This is a genomic window from Mesorhizobium sp. WSM3859, assembly GCF_002295065.1.
In the GTDB taxonomy this organism is placed as follows: Bacteria; Pseudomonadota; Alphaproteobacteria; order Rhizobiales; family Rhizobiaceae; genus Mesorhizobium.
Genome location: NZ_NSGG01000023.1, coordinates 1 through 15,224 on the forward strand (window position 1 = coordinate 1; position 15,224 = coordinate 15,224).

The window sequence follows — 15,224 nt, forward strand, 5'->3', positions numbered from 1 at the left end:
CAGTCTCTCGCCAAACCATCGCCGGTCCTCCCGGCTGGCGAGAAAACTGTCACCCATCTAATCGGTCCATTCTGTTATCTATCTATCCGGTTCGGACAATTGGCGTTTCCTCGCCCCCATGAAATGGGGGAGAGGTGGCTCGGCGCGCAGCGCCGAGACGGAGAGGGGGAGCGCCCTATGCGATTGGCCAGGGCGGCCCGCATGAAACCTTTTGATTTTTGGGCCGTTGTGGCGCGATGCCCCCGGCCAAGCGCAAACCGAAACCGGACGACAGTGCCATTGAGCGCGGTGAAAGCAAGCCGCGCCCGGCGTCGCACGCCAATGCCCCGCGCCACGAAAAGCCGCGCCAGCCGAAACCGCGCGGCGCTGCGAAACCGCGCGCGGATAAGGCTGCGGAAGACAAGCTGAAGGGCGACACGTCGCGGCAAGACAAGCCACCGGCCGGCGGCAACCCGCGCGAGGAAAAGACACCTGCCGACGCCGCGCCCGAGGCCATCGGCCATGCCGGGTCGCCGCCGCCCGAGGCCGCCGAGCCCGGCCCTCAGCTTTCGCCCGAAGAGGCCGCGCGGGCCCGCAAGAAGTATCTTCTGCGGCGCTTCTGGATCAGCGGGCGCGGCTATTGGGGTCTGCACGGCGACAGGCTGGCCTGGCCGCTGACGATCGGGCTCCTGGTGATGATCTGCGTCAATGTCGGTTTTCAGTACGGCATCAACCGCTGGAACCGCGCCATCTTCGACGCCATCGAGCAGCGCGACGCCCACACCGTCTATTGGTTGAGCGCGATCTTCCTGCCGCTGGTCGCCGGCAGCATCAGCCTGGTGGTCGCCCAGGTTTACATCCGCATGACCATGCAGCGGCGCTGGCGTTCCTGGCTGACCACGGCGGTCATCCAGCGCTGGCTGGCCAGCGGCCGCTACTACCAGCTCAACCTCGTCAAGGGCGACCACGCCAATCCCGAGGCGCGCCTGACCGAGGATCTCAGGATCGCCACGGAATCGCCCGTCGATTTCATCGCCGGCGTGCTCAACGCCTTTCTGTCGGCCTCGACCTTCATCGTCGTCTTGTGGACCATCGGCGGCGCGCTGAGTTTTTCGCTGGGCGGCTCGGTCATCACCGTGCCCGGCTTCCTCGTCGTCACCGCCGTCATCTATGCCGCCATCACCTCGACCTCGATGTTCGCCATCGGCCGCCGCTTCGTCGAGCTTTCCGAACAGAAGAACCAGACGGAAGCCGAGTTCCGCTACGTGCTGACGCGCGTGCGCGAAAACGGCGAGAGCATCGCGCTGCTGGGCGGCGAGGAGGAGGAGAATGCCGGCATCGACCGCACCTTCGCCGCCGTGCTCGGCCGCTGGGCGCGGCTCACCGGCCAGCACATGCGCACCGCGCTCGTGTCGCAAGGCTCCAGCCTGTTCGCGCCGGTCGTGCCGGTGCTTTTATGCGCGCCGAAATTCCTCGACGGCTCGATGTCGCTCGGCCAGGTGATGCAGGCGGCCTCCGCCTTCGCCATCGTTCAGGGCGCCTTCGGCTGGCTGGTCGACAATTATCCGCGCCTCGCCGACTGGAACGCCTCGGCCCGCCGCATCGCCTCGCTGATGATGTCGCTCGACGGGCTGGAGCGAGCCGAGGAGAACGACACGCTCGGCCGCATCCAGCGCGGCGAGACCGAGAACGGCGCCATGCTTGCGCTCGACGAGCTCTCGGTGACGCTCGATGACGGCACCTCCGTGGTCAAGGAAACCGAGGTGGCGATCGAGCCCGGCGAGCGCGTGCTGGTCTCGGGCGAATCCGGCACCGGCAAGTCGACGCTGGTGCGCGCCATTGCGGGCCTGTGGCCCTGGGGCAGCGGCAACGTCGATTTCCACCCGGGCAAGCGGCTCTTCATGCTGCCGCAGCGCCCCTATATCCCGTCCGGCACGCTGCGCCGCGCCACCGCCTATCCCGCCGCCGCCGACAACTGGACGGTCAAGGAGATCAATGCCGCGCTCGACAAAGTCGGCCTTGGCTATCTGAAGGACCGGCTGGAGGAAGAGGCGCCGTGGGACCAGACGCTGTCCGGCGGCGAAAAACAGCGCCTGGCCTTCGCCCGCCTTCTGTTGCACGCGCCCGACATCGTCGTGCTCGACGAGGCCACCTCGGCGCTGGACGAGAAGAGCCAGGACAAGATGATGCGGATGGTGATCCGGCAATTGCCCACGGTCACCATCATCAGCGTCGCCCACCGCGCCGAGCTGGAAGCGTTTCACACGCGCAAGATCACGCTGGAACGGCGCGAGGGCGGGGCGAAGCTGGTGAGCGATGTCGAGCTGGTGTCGCCAAAGCGCAAGCGTAGCTTGATCCAGCGGGCGCTGTGGGGAAGTGGCGCGAACGGCGGCAAGGGGTAGGGAGCGCTCCGAAGGTGTGCGCAATCGCGGAGGTCGCTCCCCCTCTCCGTCTCGGCTTCGCCGATCCACCTCTCCCCCGCCTTTGGCGGGGGTGAGGAACCCAAGCTTTCCGAAGCCGCACCCACTGCAATTGGCGTTTCCTCGCCTTCGGCGATTAGCATTTCCTCGCCCCCCGCCAAAGGCGGGGGAGAGGTGGCTCGGCGCGTAGCGCCGAGACGAGAGGGGGCAGCGCTGCCCGATGCGATTGTCCACCACGATTGGCCCGCCAAGCCTCGCCGACCTTGAACGCACCGTTGAGCGGTTCACCGTTTCCATGAAACGAAGAACCACCTAGAGTCCCGCACGACACTGGAAACTCCGGGGAGGGAACACCGAGATGAGCGAAGTAAGGCAGCTCGCCGAGATCGCCAGCTACCACGCCCACATCTATTACAGCGGCGCGGCCGAGCGCCAACACGCCGAATGGCTGCGCGAGCGCATCGGCGAACGGTTCCGCGTTCGCCTCGGCAACTGGCGCGACGAGCCGGTCGGCCCGCACGAGCAGGCCATGTACCAGGTCTCCTTCGCCACCGAAATCTTCGCCACGTTGGTTCCCTGGCTGATGCTGAACCACGGGGGCCTGAGCATCCTCATCCACCCCAACACCACCAACCCCAAGCGCGACCACCTCATCGACCCGATCTGGATCGGCCGGCCGCTGCCGGTGAAGGGCGAGGTGCTGGGCGAAGAGGACGAGGCGGAAGAGGCGCTGGAGGTGAATACGGCGCCGACGCTGGGGGTGTGAGGGGCGCCGAAGTACTGGGGGGCGGGCGCGATGCGGATTTTCTTGATTGTCGCAATGCTGGTAGTGTCGCAATTTGCCGAGGCAGGGCAGGGGCCGCCCTTTCCGCAGTTGGACACGCAAGGCTATTGCACTGCGCTAGTTTCGAAGATGCTCGTCAAGGCCGATCAGCAGGTCGAGAAGGACAAATGCCTAACGGACGAAACGACGCTGAAGGCCAAGCTTGAGCCCTTCTGGTATCTCGTCACGCCGGACGAAAACCAAAGGCTGATGCGCGATTACATGAAGGAGGTCGACTTCCAGACCTATTTCACCGTCGCGTCCTTCGTTGCCTCGGCGCTGGGCCGGGCCTGCATCGATAGGCGCGTGTCCTGCGGCCCCGGCGAACCGACGACAGAAGCCGTGTTTTCAGCCTTGAACAGCGACTCCTACTGCCATGTGAAATTCCCGGACGACAAAGCGAGTGAGCTACGCAATTGCCTGGACGGGGAAAACAAGCGCAAGGCCAATTTGGCCGGATACTGGGCCGCGGTGCGGCCTGAGACAAGAAGCTACTGCCTTCAATTTTTCCAGAGCGGAAAGTTCACACCCTTCCAGGTACTGTCCGGTTGTGTTGCCCGCGACGTTGGCGATCAATGCCTGAAGCAGACGCGCCTGTGCCGGCCTTGAGCATCCTCATCCAACACCACCAATCCCAAGCGGCCACCCGATCGACCAGATCTGGATAGGGCCGGCGTTGGCGGTGCATGAAGAGGCGCTCGGGGAGGAGGACGAGGCGGAAGAGGCGCTGGAGGTGAATACCGGGCCGGCGCTTTACGCGCAGGGCCGCGTTCTGATTGGCCGGCGCCTGTTGCCTGAGAGAGCAGCGCCCCGACGCCGGCCCGGCGAACCTGGGTCCGCCGCATATTCAAGATAGCTAAAGTAGCGGCGCCCCGATATGGCGCGATCGCATAAGCATGGCGGAGGGCCGTAGAGCGGCGTCGGATAGGGCAGCGCTGTCCGCTCTCCGCCCGCCGCGAATAAAATTTCGTGTGGGGGTTGCAGGGCTGCTGTAGGCGGCGTGGTCAGCGCCGTTTCGAAAGCCGGTCGAAATTGCGCCGCACCTGCCTGGCAGCGGGCAACAGGGCGGCCGCCGTGGCTTCCATCGCCGCCGTCCCGTCGCAAAGCGATGGGCTTTTGCCGGAAAGGACGTCAGGCCAGAAGCGCAACGCCGCTTCAAACGTCTTTGCCTGCGCCGCGAACAGCCCTTCCGTCACCGCAAGCGCCTTTTCCTGCACCGCCTGTAGCGCCTCCCGCCCATTGGGCGCATGGCTCACGGCATCCAGCACCAGCAACGGCACCCGCAAGGAGATCACCGCGGGCGCCAGCAAGAGATCACTGCCGGAGTGCTTCCTGCGTTTCCTGCGGATGGGCATGGAAAGCTAGCCTCTTGTGCTGGGGACGACGGCGAGACTACGCGCCAGTGGCGGGTTTGGTTCCACGCGAGAGTGCAACTGTTGCGGGAAAGGAGAGCGTCGATGAACGGTGATCGACAATCCGACCGCGGTCGCCCCGAAACCCACACGATCGTCAAAGTTCTCGACTGACGATCATATCCTGACGGGAGCGCGCTCCGCGCACCGTCAGCGCAAGAGGCCGTCCATATCGAAATCTTCCCAGCCTCTCAGGCGAAGCGCGTCGTCCCGGCCCCCGTCGGCGGGATTTGCGGCCCCGGCGCGCTCTTTTTGGGAGCGCTTCAGAGCCGTCCTTGCGGCGGCGCGTCTCCGGTTCTCGGCGGCTGTCGCGGCATCTTCCTCACGCCAGACAGTGACCAGGTCGCGGTCGAGCACATCCTCGATGTGGCGGGGGTCGAACACGTGGAAGGTAATCTTCCTGGCCCGGCCGCGAAGCTTCACGGTTCGCGTGCCGGCGCTCTGAAGCCGACCGTCCTTCAGCCAGCGGTGCCGCTCGCCGGACGAGATCGTCAGGATGTCCTCGACCTCGCGAGGTATGACCGGCAGGTCTTCGATGTCGCGCATGGCTTTGGAGACGATCGCGGCCGCCGCTTGAACATCGGCATCCGACCCTTCCGGCAGACGCAAGGTGAGCACTCGGGATTCGATGTGGAGGAGCTTTCGAAGGTACGCAGGAAAGCGAGCGCGTATCTCGAGGAAAATGCCCCTCGTCCGCATCGATGATCCTAAGGTGGCCGCCGGCGAAAGCGGCCACTCCGCTATCAGCTTCCCAACTGGGTCACTCTTTCGACGGGCGAGCATACCTCTAGATGAGCCTCCGATCGAGTTCGCTCAAGCCGAAACGCTGGCGAATCCTGTTGGTTGCCACAATAGTTGAACCCACTGGCGGCCCTTGCGTTGCAAGCACAGGTGAAGCCACGCGGGAGAAGCGCAGGTGACCCGGATCGCAACCTTCAACGTCAATGGTGTCAACGGCCGCCTGCCGGTGCTGCTGAAGTGGCTGAACGAGACGGACTATGACGTTGTCTGCCTCCAGGAGCTAAAAACTTCCGACGAAAAATTTCCAATGGAGGCAATACGGGACGCCGGCTTTGGCGCGATCTGGCACGGCCAGAAATCCTACAACGGTGTCGCGATATTGGCGCGCGGGAGGGATCCGGTCGAACGCCGCCGTGGCTTGCCTGGCGATCCCGATGACACGCACAGCCGCTATCTGGAAGCGGAAATCGGCGATATCGTCGTCGGTTGCATCTATTTGCCAAATGGCAATCCCGCTCCGGGGCCCAGATTCGATTACAAGCTCCGCTGGTTCGACCGTCTCGCGACCTACAGCCGATCGCTGTTGAGCGAGCGCGCGGTGCTTTGTGGTGACTACAACGTTGTTCCTACTGAAATAGACGCCGTTGTTCCGGCGCGCTGGCTGGGCGACGCCGTCTTCTTCCCCGAAAGCAGGAAAGCCTATGCCAACATGCTGAGCTTGGGCTGGGTGGATGCGATGCGTCTAATTCATCCGGGCAAGGGCATATACACCTACTGGAACTTTTCCTATCGCGGCGGCTACGACCGAAGCTCCGGCCTGCGGATGGATCATCTGCTCGTAAGCCCGTCCCTTGCGAAGGGCATTCTGGCCGCAGCTGTCGATGTCGAGACGCGTGGGTGGGAAAAGCCGAGCGATCACGCACCCGCCTGGATCGACGTCGGTTGAAAACCTTTTGCGCAATCGCAGGAAGCCTCCTTGGCAGCCGTCGCCCACGCCTCACGTCAAACCCTGAAAGGAGAGCCCGCTATGGCAAAGTTCGTTACGATCCAATACGGCGATCGGGCCGGATATGACCGCACGCCCCAACCCGTCAGGGATGCCGCTCATGAACAGGACGCGAAATTGCGCGCCGAAGGCGCCCTGATAGGAAGGGCGGGGACACCGGTACAGGTGCGCAATCCGGATGCGTCGGGAGTGGAAACTCGCGACGGTGCGTTCATATCGTCAGATCTGCCGATCGCCGGATTTGCCGTGATCGAAGCTGCTGACCTCAGCGACGCCATCGACAAAGTCTCACGCGTCCCCTGCGCGGTCGCGCATGGCGTCGTCGAGGTGTGGCCCCTAAAATGAAATCCAGGGCAGCCTTGCCTGGTATGATCCGGTAGGCGATGCCTGGTCAGCACACTCCGGCCCTCGGCCTACCTCCTCATTGGGGGTTCAACCTCCGGCGCCGGAGCGTGGCTTTTGGCGAATGAGGGATACCCGCTGGCGTCAATGTCGTGCGTGCCTGGCCTTTTCTTCGGCGCTGAGCGAGCCCCAGAGGGTGACGTCGACCAGGTTGACGCAGCACGCCTTGAGTCCTCAATCCTCATCCTCGACCACAAACGACAGCGCGATCAGGTCGTCGGTGTCGATGCCGCCATGGCCGTTGTCCAGCACGTCCGCGACCTTTTGAAAGGCCAGCATGTCATCCGTGCTGAGATTGGCTGCTCTCAGCCTGTCCTGCAAACCCGCCACCCTGGTTTCCAACGACGTAGTGATCATGCTTGGCTCCTTTACTGTCCAACGCCGCGTTCCAGACGCCCAGCATCAGGCATGAGAACACCACCGGCCCGATGAAAAGACCGATCGCCATGCCCGCGGCCGCGGCAATGCTCATGCGCTCCGCTTTCGCGGCTTTCTTTGCAGGTCCGCCATCGGCCGGGATGAAACTGAGAAGGGAAAGGTTGCGATGGTGCAGCGCGCTGTTGTCGTTTGCGGCGGCTTCGAACCGCTCCCGAAAAAGGAACTGCCGCTCGCCAAAGGGATCGCTCAGCCGCATATGTCACGCTCCCGAAAACGTCGCCTTGTGGCGTTTGAAAAGCGCCAGCTTGGCCGAGTAGCCAAGCCTGAGCTTGGTCTTGCAGGCGTCGCAGCGGAAGGTGCTCACCGCCTTGAACCAAGAGCCGTTCCTGATGATCGGCTGGTGGCAGTTCGGGCATTCATAGCGAAGACTTGCGTCCCGCAGCTCATCGGAAATCGACACTGTTCGCCTCTGCCCGGTTGTTGTTATTGCATCAGATGCCCGCCACCTGTGGGCAGGTGGCGGGCCATCCGGCAGCCTGACGATGAAGGGACTGATTGCTCGTCAGCGCAGTCCTAATGAGATCGCCGGGCTTATGTTTCACGTGAGGGACCAATGCGCCGTCGCTTGGGACCTCAGTCCCCATCAGCGGAACCTAATGTTCCCCGCGCGCTTATGGCCAGATGAGCGGGCGCGGTCTCGATTTCTTCGACAGATGGATGGCGGAGCATCTGCCGAACGTGCTGACGGACGATCCGGTCGCGGTGCGCGATCTTGCCGACGAGATGATGAAGGCGGCCGCGCGCGAGGGCATACCGGCCAGCCAGATCGACGAGGAAGTCGACAGCGTCTTCGAAGTGATCTTCGAGGCGTTGCAGCACCGCGAAGGCAGTCTGGGGGAGAGCGACCAGGCTGTCTTCGAATTGCTCTCAGGGCGCCTGGCAAGGGAAACCGGCATTACCCAGGAACAGGCCGGCGAGCTGATCGAGACGATCGGAACCGACTGGGATGCGCTTCTTCGCGAGGCGCATTTTCTGAAAGAGCAGGGCGAATGAGCGAGCGTGGCGCGGCGTTCTTTGGCCGCTGGATCACCGATAATGTGATGCGTGGCAAGGTCGGCGCGGACATCGTCTCGGTGGCCGAGTTGACGAGCAAGCTGTTCGCCGATGCCAGGGCGGCAGGTATTTCCGAGGAGGAGATCGAAGAGGAGATCGGAAGCGCATACGAAGCGATCCTGGCGGCGATAGTCGGCTCCAAGGAGACCGGCAAACCGTAAAGGTCGGACCGCCGTTCATGCCAACCGATCAGCCACCTCGCGGAACATTAGTCGTCGCTAATTATTAGTCCTCCATAGGAGGACATGCCATGCACAGCATTATCTATATTGTCGGCCTCGTCGTCGTCATTCTCGCGGTCTTGAGCTTTTTCGGGCTTAGGCGATAGGTGGTTACGCCCGGGGGCGGTCCGCGCGGGATCTGCGAAACCAGCGATGGCTGCGGGCCGCTCGCTCGCTATCCCCCCGCCAAGCGCGGCAGCAGGAAAATCTCGGCTCCGGGCGGAAGTTCCTTGCTCCAGGTATCCCGATAAATTGTCCCGTCGATCGCGACCGCAATCCCGCGGTCGATCCACGGCTCTATCCCGGGATACTGTTCCGCCAGCTTGCGGAACAGCTCCCTGATGTCCTTGGCCTCGATCTCGTGCCTGGCCTTGCCGCCGGCGACAGCGCTGAGCGAGCCCCAAAGGGTGACCTCGACCATTACCGCCTCAAGCTGCGTCGATATTCAGGTGAGGCCGGCCTGCGAACGACGGCTTCCTGCGCTTCCGGTGCTCACGTACTGCAAGTACGCTCCGCTCCGGTTCTCGGAAGCCACCTTGTCTGGTCGCTTCGCGCCCGTCTTCGACTCCGGCTCGGCCTGACCTGAATCTCAACACACCTTGCCCTAACTCGGATGCCTCTCAGCCTTCCCGCTCCGCGTCGAGCGCCGCGAGGATGCGCGGCGGCGACATCGGGATGTGGGTCATGCGCACGCCCACCGCGTTCGACACCGCGTTGGCGATCGCCGCCAGCGGCGGCACGATCGAGGTTTCGCCAACGCCGCGCACGCCATAGGGGTGGTTGGGGTTGGGGATTTCCAGGATCTGCGTGTCGATCATCGGCAGGTCGGAGCAGACCGGGATGCGGTAGTCGAGGAAGCCCGCATTCTGCAGCCGCCCGTCCTTGCCATAGATATACTCCTCGTTGAGCGCCCAGCCGATGCCTTGCGCCGCACCGCCCTGGTACTGGCCCTCGACATAGGTCGGGTGCACCGCCTTGCCGGCATCCTGCACCACCGTGTAGCGGATCACCCTGGTAGCGCCCGTCTCGGGGTCGACCTCGATGTCGCAGATATGGGTGGCGAAGGAGACGCCGGCGCCGTCGGCCACGAGCTCGCTATGGCCGGCGATCGGCCCCCCGGTGGTGCCGGACTTGGCCGCGATGTCCTTCAGCGACAGCGGCGACAGGTTGCCGTATTTCTCGCCCTTGGCGATGGCATGGCCCTTTTCCCAGACGACGTCGTCGACCGGGATATCCCACATCTGCGCCGCGCGATCCTTGAGGATCTTGATCGCGTTGCGCGCGGCCGAGATCGTCGCCATCGACGAGGAGAAGGTGCCGCGGCTGCCGTCGGTCATGTCGTTGTAGCCGAGCGAAGACGTGTCGGCGACGATCGCCTTGACGTGGCTGTAGTCGATGCCGAGCTCCTCCGCCGCCACCAGCGACAGCGAGGCGCGGGAACCGCCGACATCCACCGTGCCCACGGCCAGCGACACCGAGCCGTCCATGCCGATGTTGAGGTCCGTGCAGGTCTGGCCGCCGAAGTTGAACCAGAAGCCGCAGGCCATGCCGCGTCCCTGGTTGGCCTTGAGCGGCGCCTTCATGTGCGGATGGTGCTTCACCGCTTCCAGCGTCGGCCCGATGCCGATCGGCCCGTAGACCGGGCCGTAGGAGGCGCGGGTGCCTTCCTGCGCGGCGTTCTTGATGCGGAAGTCCACCGCGTCCATGCCGAGCTCGTGGGCGAGCTCGTCGACAGCGCTTTCCACCGCGAAGGCCGCCATCGGCGCCGACGGCGCGCGATAGGCCGCCGTCTTCGGCCGGTTGACCAGCACTTCGTAGCCGACGGTCTTGACGTTCTCGAGCTTGTAGCAGGCGAAGGCCGTCATGGCGCCGATCTCGGCCCAGGAGCCGGCATAGGGGCCGCAGCTATAGCGCAGCGTCGCTTCCGCCGCGGTGATCGTGCCATCCTTGCTGGCGCCGATCTTCACGTCGATCGAGGTGGCGCTGGTCGGGCCCGACGCGCGAAAAACCTCGTCGCGGGTCATTACCAGTTTTACGGGACGCCCGGCCTTGCGGGAGAGGGCAAGCGCCACCGGCTCGGCCCACACATGGGTCTTGCCGCCGAAGCCGCCGCCGATTTCCGAGGAGGTGACGCGCAGCTTCGAGGCTTCGAGCCCAAGCAGCTGGGCACAATGCTGGCGGTAGACGAAATGGCCTTGCGTGCAGACCCAGAGGTCCGCCGTGCCGTCGGGGTTGACGCTCGCCACGCAGGCATGCGGCTCGATATAGCCCTGATGCGTCTGCTCGGTCTTGAACGAGCGCTCGACGATGAAATCGGCCTTGGCGAAGCCGGCATGAACATCGCCATGGCCGAACTGCGTGCGCTTGGTGACGTTGGAAGGCTTTGCCGGCTTTTCCTCCAGCCCCTCGGTGAAGATCTGATCGTTGATCAGCGGCGCGTGATGATGCGCGGCCTCGTCGACATCGGTGACATGCGGCAGCACTTCATACTCGACCTCGATCAGCTTCAGCGCTTCGCGCGCGATGCGGGCATCGATCGCCGCCACCGCGGCCACCGCATGGCCGTCATAGAGCGCCTTCTTGCGCGCCATGCAGTTGTCGAGGATGTCGTACATGGCGGCATCGCCGTCGGTGAGATCCGGCAGGTCCTTCGCCGTGATCACCGCCTTCACGCCGGCGAGCTTTTCCGCCTTCGAGGTGTCGATCTTCTTGATCACCGCATGCGCGTGCGGGCTGCGCAGCACGCGGCCGACCAGCTGTCCGGCCATGTTGAAGTCGGCGCCGTAGCGCGCGCGGCCCGTCACCTTGTCGACGCCGTCGGGGCGGATCGGGCGCGTGCCGACGGAAGCGAACTGGCGTCCTGAAAAGCGCGGATCGAAATTCATGGATCAGGCTCCCTTCATCACGTTCGCCGCGTCCTGGACGGCGCGCACGATCTTGTCATAGCCGGTGCAGCGGCAGAGATTGCCGGCCAGCCCAAAGCGGATTTCCTCTTCGGTGGGCGAGGGGTTCTTCTCCAGAAGGTCCTTGGCCGCGATCAGGAAGCCCGGCGTGCAGATGCCGCATTGCAGGGCCGCATGCTCCAGGAATTTCTGCTGCAGCGGGTGCAACTGGTCGCCATGCGCCATGCCTTCGATGGTCTCGACCTTGCGCCCTTCCGCCTCCGCGCCCAGCACCAGGCAGGAGCAGACCAGGCGGCCATCGACGATGACGCTGCAGGCGCCGCAGTCGCCGGTGCCGCAGCCTTCCTTGGCGCCGGTCAGGCCCAGCCGATCGCGCAGCACTTCCAGCAGCGTCTCGTCGGGCTGGCACAGATATTCGACGGCATCGCCGTTGATCGTGGTTGATACAGCTACACCGGCCATTATTTGCCTCCCGCACGCTTGTAGGCGATAGCGGCGGCTCTTTGCGCCAGCACGCCCGCAACTTTCCGTCTGAATTCGATGGTGCCGCGCTTGTCGTCGATCGGACGGCAGGCGCCGGAGCAGATCTTTGCCAGCCGCTCCAGCGTTGCTTCGTCGAGCTTCGAACCTACCAGCACCTGGCCCGCTTCCTCGACAAGCAGCACCGTGGGTGCCGCGGCGCCCAGCGCCACGCGCGCGGTCTTGATCGCGCCCTTGTCATCCAGCGTCAGGTTGACGCCCGCGCTCACCACCGCGATGTCCATCTCGGTGCGCGGAATGAAGCGCAGATAGGCGTCGCCGGCATGCTCAGGACGCTTGTCGAGCAGGATCGCCTCGATGATCTCGCCCTTGGCCAAAGAGGTGCGGCCCGGTCCCGTCGGCACGGTCTCGACGGCAATGGTGCGCTTGCCCGAAGGCCCGGCGACGACCGCTTTCGCCGCGGCCGCCACCAGAGCGGGCACGCTGTCGGCGGCGGGCGAGGCGTTGCACAGATTGCCGGTAATGGTGCAGCGGCCCTGCACCTGTTTGGAGCCGATCAGGTTCGCCGCCTCGACCACGCCCGGCCATGCCTGCTTCAGCGCCTTGTTCTCGCCCAGCACCGCGCAGGGCACCGCGGCGCCGATCCGGAAGCCGTCGGCCGTCTCGGTGACGTCGCTCAGGCCGCCTATGCGCTTGATGTCGACGATCAGCTCAGGCTCGATGAAGCCGCCCTTCATCCTCACCAAAAGGTCACTGCCCCCGGCCAGGATGGCGGCCGGTCCTACCGCCTTGGCGAGCTCGCCAACGGCATCTTCGATTGAAAGCGGACGTATGTAACGCATCGTCTCCCCTTGGTGATCGCTTTGTCGACGACCGTTATAGAGCGTCTGGTTATAATGGCCATCCCGTTCATGCATGTCCGGGTTGGGCCAGGGCCATGCTCCAGATGCGCCCAGAGGCCGGGCCAGGGCATCACGGCCAATCGCCACTCCCAATGTTCTGCTGCAATCGCAGGTTCCGAGACCTGCTCGCCAACATCACCGGCATTGCAAGAAGGGAGATGGCGTTGCACTTTGACTATCCAGCGTCGGCGCTGCCCCTCATTGCCCTGACGGGCATTTCTCCCCGTATAGTGACGGGGAGAAAGCCGACGCCGCCGATGGTTTCGCTAATCTCTGAAGTTGCAGAATCGGCGCGCCAGCGTCGTGGCCAGCTTCCTTCTCCCCGTCACTTGACGGGGAGAAGGTGCCGGCAGGCGGATGAGGGGCGGCGCCGGCGTTGGTCATCGTCCGTCTCCGCCAAATTGCGCAGCAACGTCGGCTTCGGGCCCCGCGCGGACCGATCCCCGCCGGGCACCGGCAAATATTGTTATCGCGATCGGCGGCCTGTAAGAGCGGGCATGACCTCGATTTCCCGTCTCGCCGCGCTCGCCCTGCTGGCTCTCATAACCTTTGCAACGCTGTCGCCAATCCAGCTGCGGCCGCACCTGGGCGAGGCCAATATCGAGCGTGCTTTGGCCTACGTCCTGCTGGGGGTGGCCCTGGCGCTCGGGTTCCCGTCCCGCGTGACGCAGACCGTGCTGTTCATTTGCGCGGTGGCCGGCGTTCTCGAGGTGCTGCAACTGTTCGACCCCGGCCGGCATGCGCGGGTTGTCGATGCCCTGCTCAAGGCTGCGGCGGGCGTCGTGGGGATTGTCCTGGGGCGCTTCGTCATCGCGTGGGCGGGCCGCGCCGCCGAGCGACGCTAGAGCAATTCCTGGAAAAGTGTTGCGACGCGATGCACGTCGTATTCAGAGGGCTCGCCGCAAGGATTTCCGCATAAGCTGCGGTCGAACGATGGACGATCCCGGAAGCAGATGGCCAAGAAGTTCGCATTCCTGCTGGTGCGCGATTTCACGCTCTCGCCGCTGTCGCTGTTCATCGACACGCTGAGGCTCGCCGGCGACGAGGGCGACCGCAGCCGCCGGGTCGAGTTCGACTGGGAGATCGTCGGCGAGCGCGGCCTGCCGATCCGCGCCAGCTGCGGCGTCGAATTGCTGCCGACGAAGGCGATCGGCAATCCGCAGGATTTCGACAATGTCGTGGTGGTCGGCGGCCTGCTCGACACCAGCCGCAGGCTGAGTTCGGAAAAGGAGGCGTTCCTGATGCGCGCCGCCGAGAAGGGCGTGCCGCTCACCGCGCTCTGCACCGGCAGCTTCGTTTTGGCGCGCTACGGCCTGCTCGACGGCTACAGCGCCGCGGTCAGCTGGTTCCACATCAAGGATTTCCGCGCCGAGTTCCCCGATGTGAGCGCGCATGCCGACAGCCTCTATTCCGTCGACAGAGGCCGCGCGACTTGCGCCGGCGGCACGGGTGCCGCCGACCTCGCCGGCTTTTTCGTTTCTCAATTCATCGGCCAGAAGGCGGCGGAGAAGGCGGCCAAGATCCTGGTGCTCGACCGCATCCGCTCCAGCCGCGACGTGCAGCCGGTCGGCGACCTTTTTCCTGCCGCCGCGAGCCGCGCGGTGAAGCGGGCGCTGCTCCTGATGGAAAGCAATTTGCAGGAGACGCTCTCGGTCGCCGAGATCGCCGCCAGGATGAACTGCTCGCGCCGCCAGCTCGAGCGTCTGTTCGGTACCGAGCTCGGCATCGGCCCGATGGCTGCCTATCTGGCGCTGAGGGTGCATTACGCAAAGTCGCTGCTGGAAGGCAGCGACCTCGCCATCGGCGAGATCGCCTATCGCTGCGGCTTCCCCAATGCCGGCCATTTCAGCCGCGTCTTCCGCCAGCAGACCGGCATCACGCCGACCCATCTGAGGCACCCGAACCGGGCGACGGCGAATGACGTGGCCAGGTAGCGGTCCCTGTGCGCGACATCGGCAGGGCGGTCAACTCTGCCGCTGTCCAGGCCAATGACGGCCGGTTGCTACGTTACCGCGATCACCTTTCCCGCCGCATCGAGGCGACAGAGGACTTTCGCTTGCCGCACCTGGATGCCACCTCGGAGCGCATAATTTATCCGCACCTCGATCGGCGCCGCCAGACCCGCTTTGCGTTGGCGCATCGGACCGGCGCTGACCGCGTATACGCGCACGGCGCCAAGCGGCGTCGCGGCCGACGCGATCGCCACGCGGCACGCGCTCACGACTTTGGGCGGCGTGCCCGGCGTCGCTTTCAGCGATACCAGGGGCGCAAAAGGATAGCCCGCCGTAAACCGCCCAAGCTCACCGCCACCTGTGCTGGAAGGCTTGAGGACGGATGGCAGGCTGATCGCGGTTTTTGCGCCTGTCGCAGACAAAACGGTGGGGTCGTCGGGGGGCGCGGCGTCCGTGGTGCCTGACGTGCCGGTCCCTGTCGAAACGCCTGCG

Annotated in this window: 18 protein-coding genes; 9 read left to right on the forward strand and 9 right to left on the reverse strand. The window is 64.7% G+C overall.

Annotation, left to right across the window (positions count from 1 at the left end; all coding sequences use genetic code 11):
- The first annotated feature begins 236 nt into the window (after positions 1-236).
- The 3 genes from CK230_RS30390 (at position 237) to CK230_RS30400 (ending at position 3,831) form a co-directional block, all read left to right on the forward strand.
- Complete coding sequence (locus CK230_RS30390) at positions 237-2,381, forward strand: ABC transporter ATP-binding protein/permease (RefSeq protein ID WP_245430112.1); 2,145 nt, start codon at positions 237-239, stop codon at positions 2,379-2,381.
- A 376-nt stretch (positions 2,382-2,757) separates the two neighbouring features.
- Positions 2,758-3,165: a DOPA 4,5-dioxygenase family protein gene (locus CK230_RS30395; protein ID WP_095820473.1), complete on the forward strand. Its 408-nt coding sequence runs from the start codon at positions 2,758-2,760 to the stop codon at positions 3,163-3,165.
- Between the two features lie 147 nt (positions 3,166-3,312).
- Positions 3,313-3,831 (forward strand): hypothetical protein, encoded by a 519-nt coding sequence (locus CK230_RS30400; RefSeq protein WP_141246156.1) that lies wholly within the window; start codon positions 3,313-3,315, stop codon positions 3,829-3,831.
- A 395-nt stretch (positions 3,832-4,226) separates the two neighbouring features.
- Here CK230_RS30400 and CK230_RS30405 read toward each other — a convergent pair whose 3' ends face one another.
- On the reverse strand, positions 4,227-4,577 hold the full coding sequence (locus CK230_RS30405) for a hypothetical protein (RefSeq protein ID WP_095820475.1): 351 nt from the start codon (positions 4,575-4,577) through the stop codon (positions 4,227-4,229).
- Positions 4,578-4,784: 207 nt separating this feature from the next.
- Complete coding sequence (locus tag CK230_RS30410) at positions 4,785-5,417, reverse strand: hypothetical protein (RefSeq protein ID WP_095820476.1); 633 nt, start codon at positions 5,415-5,417, stop codon at positions 4,785-4,787.
- 133 nt (positions 5,418-5,550) lie between these two features.
- Here CK230_RS30410 and xth point away from each other — a divergent pair, with 133 nt between their 5' ends.
- On the forward strand, positions 5,551-6,321 hold the full coding sequence (gene xth, locus CK230_RS30415; RefSeq protein WP_095820477.1) for an exodeoxyribonuclease III: 771 nt from the start codon (positions 5,551-5,553) through the stop codon (positions 6,319-6,321).
- 81 nt (positions 6,322-6,402) lie between these two features.
- Positions 6,403-6,726: a YciI family protein gene (locus CK230_RS30420; RefSeq protein ID WP_095820538.1), complete on the forward strand. Its 324-nt coding sequence runs from the start codon at positions 6,403-6,405 to the stop codon at positions 6,724-6,726.
- Positions 6,727-7,063: 337 nt separating this feature from the next.
- On the opposite strand, the gene CK230_RS32920 is transcribed toward CK230_RS30420, so the two are convergent.
- On the reverse strand, positions 7,064-7,417 hold the full coding sequence (locus CK230_RS32920) for a hypothetical protein (protein WP_141246157.1): 354 nt from the start codon (positions 7,415-7,417) through the stop codon (positions 7,064-7,066).
- A 3-nt stretch (positions 7,418-7,420) separates the two neighbouring features.
- Entirely contained in the window at positions 7,421-7,621 is a 201-nt protein-coding gene (locus CK230_RS30430) for a hypothetical protein (RefSeq protein ID WP_095820479.1), read from the reverse strand.
- A gap of 221 nt (positions 7,622-7,842) precedes the next feature.
- Here CK230_RS30430 and CK230_RS33900 point away from each other — a divergent pair, with 221 nt between their 5' ends.
- Together CK230_RS33900 and CK230_RS30445 are read left to right on the forward strand one after the other, a co-directional pair.
- Complete coding sequence (locus CK230_RS33900; protein WP_245430113.1) at positions 7,843-8,214, forward strand: hypothetical protein; 372 nt, start codon at positions 7,843-7,845, stop codon at positions 8,212-8,214.
- Positions 8,211-8,435 carry a DUF768 domain-containing protein gene (locus tag CK230_RS30445; RefSeq protein ID WP_095820480.1) on the forward strand — a complete coding sequence of 75 codons (225 nt, stop codon included), beginning with the start codon at positions 8,211-8,213 and terminating at the stop codon, positions 8,433-8,435. The genes CK230_RS33900 and CK230_RS30445 overlap by 4 nt, the downstream gene beginning before the upstream one ends.
- A 235-nt stretch (positions 8,436-8,670) precedes the next feature.
- Here the strand turns inward: CK230_RS30445 and CK230_RS30450 are convergent, their stop codons facing one another.
- The 4 genes from CK230_RS30450 to CK230_RS30465 all read right to left on the reverse strand — a co-directional run bounded on the left by CK230_RS30450 (position 8,671) and on the right by CK230_RS30465 (position 12,720).
- Positions 8,671-8,916 (reverse strand): MoaD/ThiS family protein, encoded by a 246-nt coding sequence (locus tag CK230_RS30450; RefSeq protein WP_095820481.1) that lies wholly within the window; start codon positions 8,914-8,916, stop codon positions 8,671-8,673.
- Positions 8,917-9,115: 199 nt separating this feature from the next.
- Positions 9,116-11,380, reverse strand: coding sequence for a xanthine dehydrogenase family protein molybdopterin-binding subunit (locus CK230_RS30455; RefSeq protein ID WP_095820482.1), 2,265 nt, complete (start codon positions 11,378-11,380; stop codon positions 9,116-9,118).
- Positions 11,381-11,383: 3 nt separating this feature from the next.
- A complete protein-coding gene (locus CK230_RS30460; RefSeq protein ID WP_095820483.1) occupies positions 11,384-11,860 on the reverse strand; it encodes a (2Fe-2S)-binding protein in 477 nt (158 codons plus the stop codon).
- Positions 11,860-12,720 (reverse strand): xanthine dehydrogenase family protein subunit M, encoded by an 861-nt coding sequence (locus CK230_RS30465; protein WP_095820484.1) that lies wholly within the window; start codon positions 12,718-12,720, stop codon positions 11,860-11,862. Before CK230_RS30465 ends, CK230_RS30460 begins: the two co-directional genes overlap by 1 nt.
- 557 nt (positions 12,721-13,277) lie before the next feature.
- Here CK230_RS30465 and CK230_RS30470 point away from each other — a divergent pair.
- Both CK230_RS30470 and CK230_RS30475 read left to right on the forward strand, forming a co-directional pair.
- Positions 13,278-13,625 carry a VanZ family protein gene (locus tag CK230_RS30470; protein WP_095820485.1) on the forward strand — a complete coding sequence of 116 codons (348 nt, stop codon included), beginning with the start codon at positions 13,278-13,280 and terminating at the stop codon, positions 13,623-13,625.
- A gap of 108 nt (positions 13,626-13,733) precedes the next feature.
- Positions 13,734-14,714: a GlxA family transcriptional regulator gene (locus CK230_RS30475; protein ID WP_095820486.1), complete on the forward strand. Its 981-nt coding sequence runs from the start codon at positions 13,734-13,736 to the stop codon at positions 14,712-14,714.
- Between the two features lie 68 nt (positions 14,715-14,782).
- Here CK230_RS30475 and CK230_RS34140 read toward each other — a convergent pair whose 3' ends face one another.
- Entirely contained in the window at positions 14,783-15,154 is a 372-nt protein-coding gene (locus CK230_RS34140) for a hypothetical protein (protein WP_176480286.1), read from the reverse strand.
- Positions 15,155-15,224: the final 70 nt, after the last annotated feature.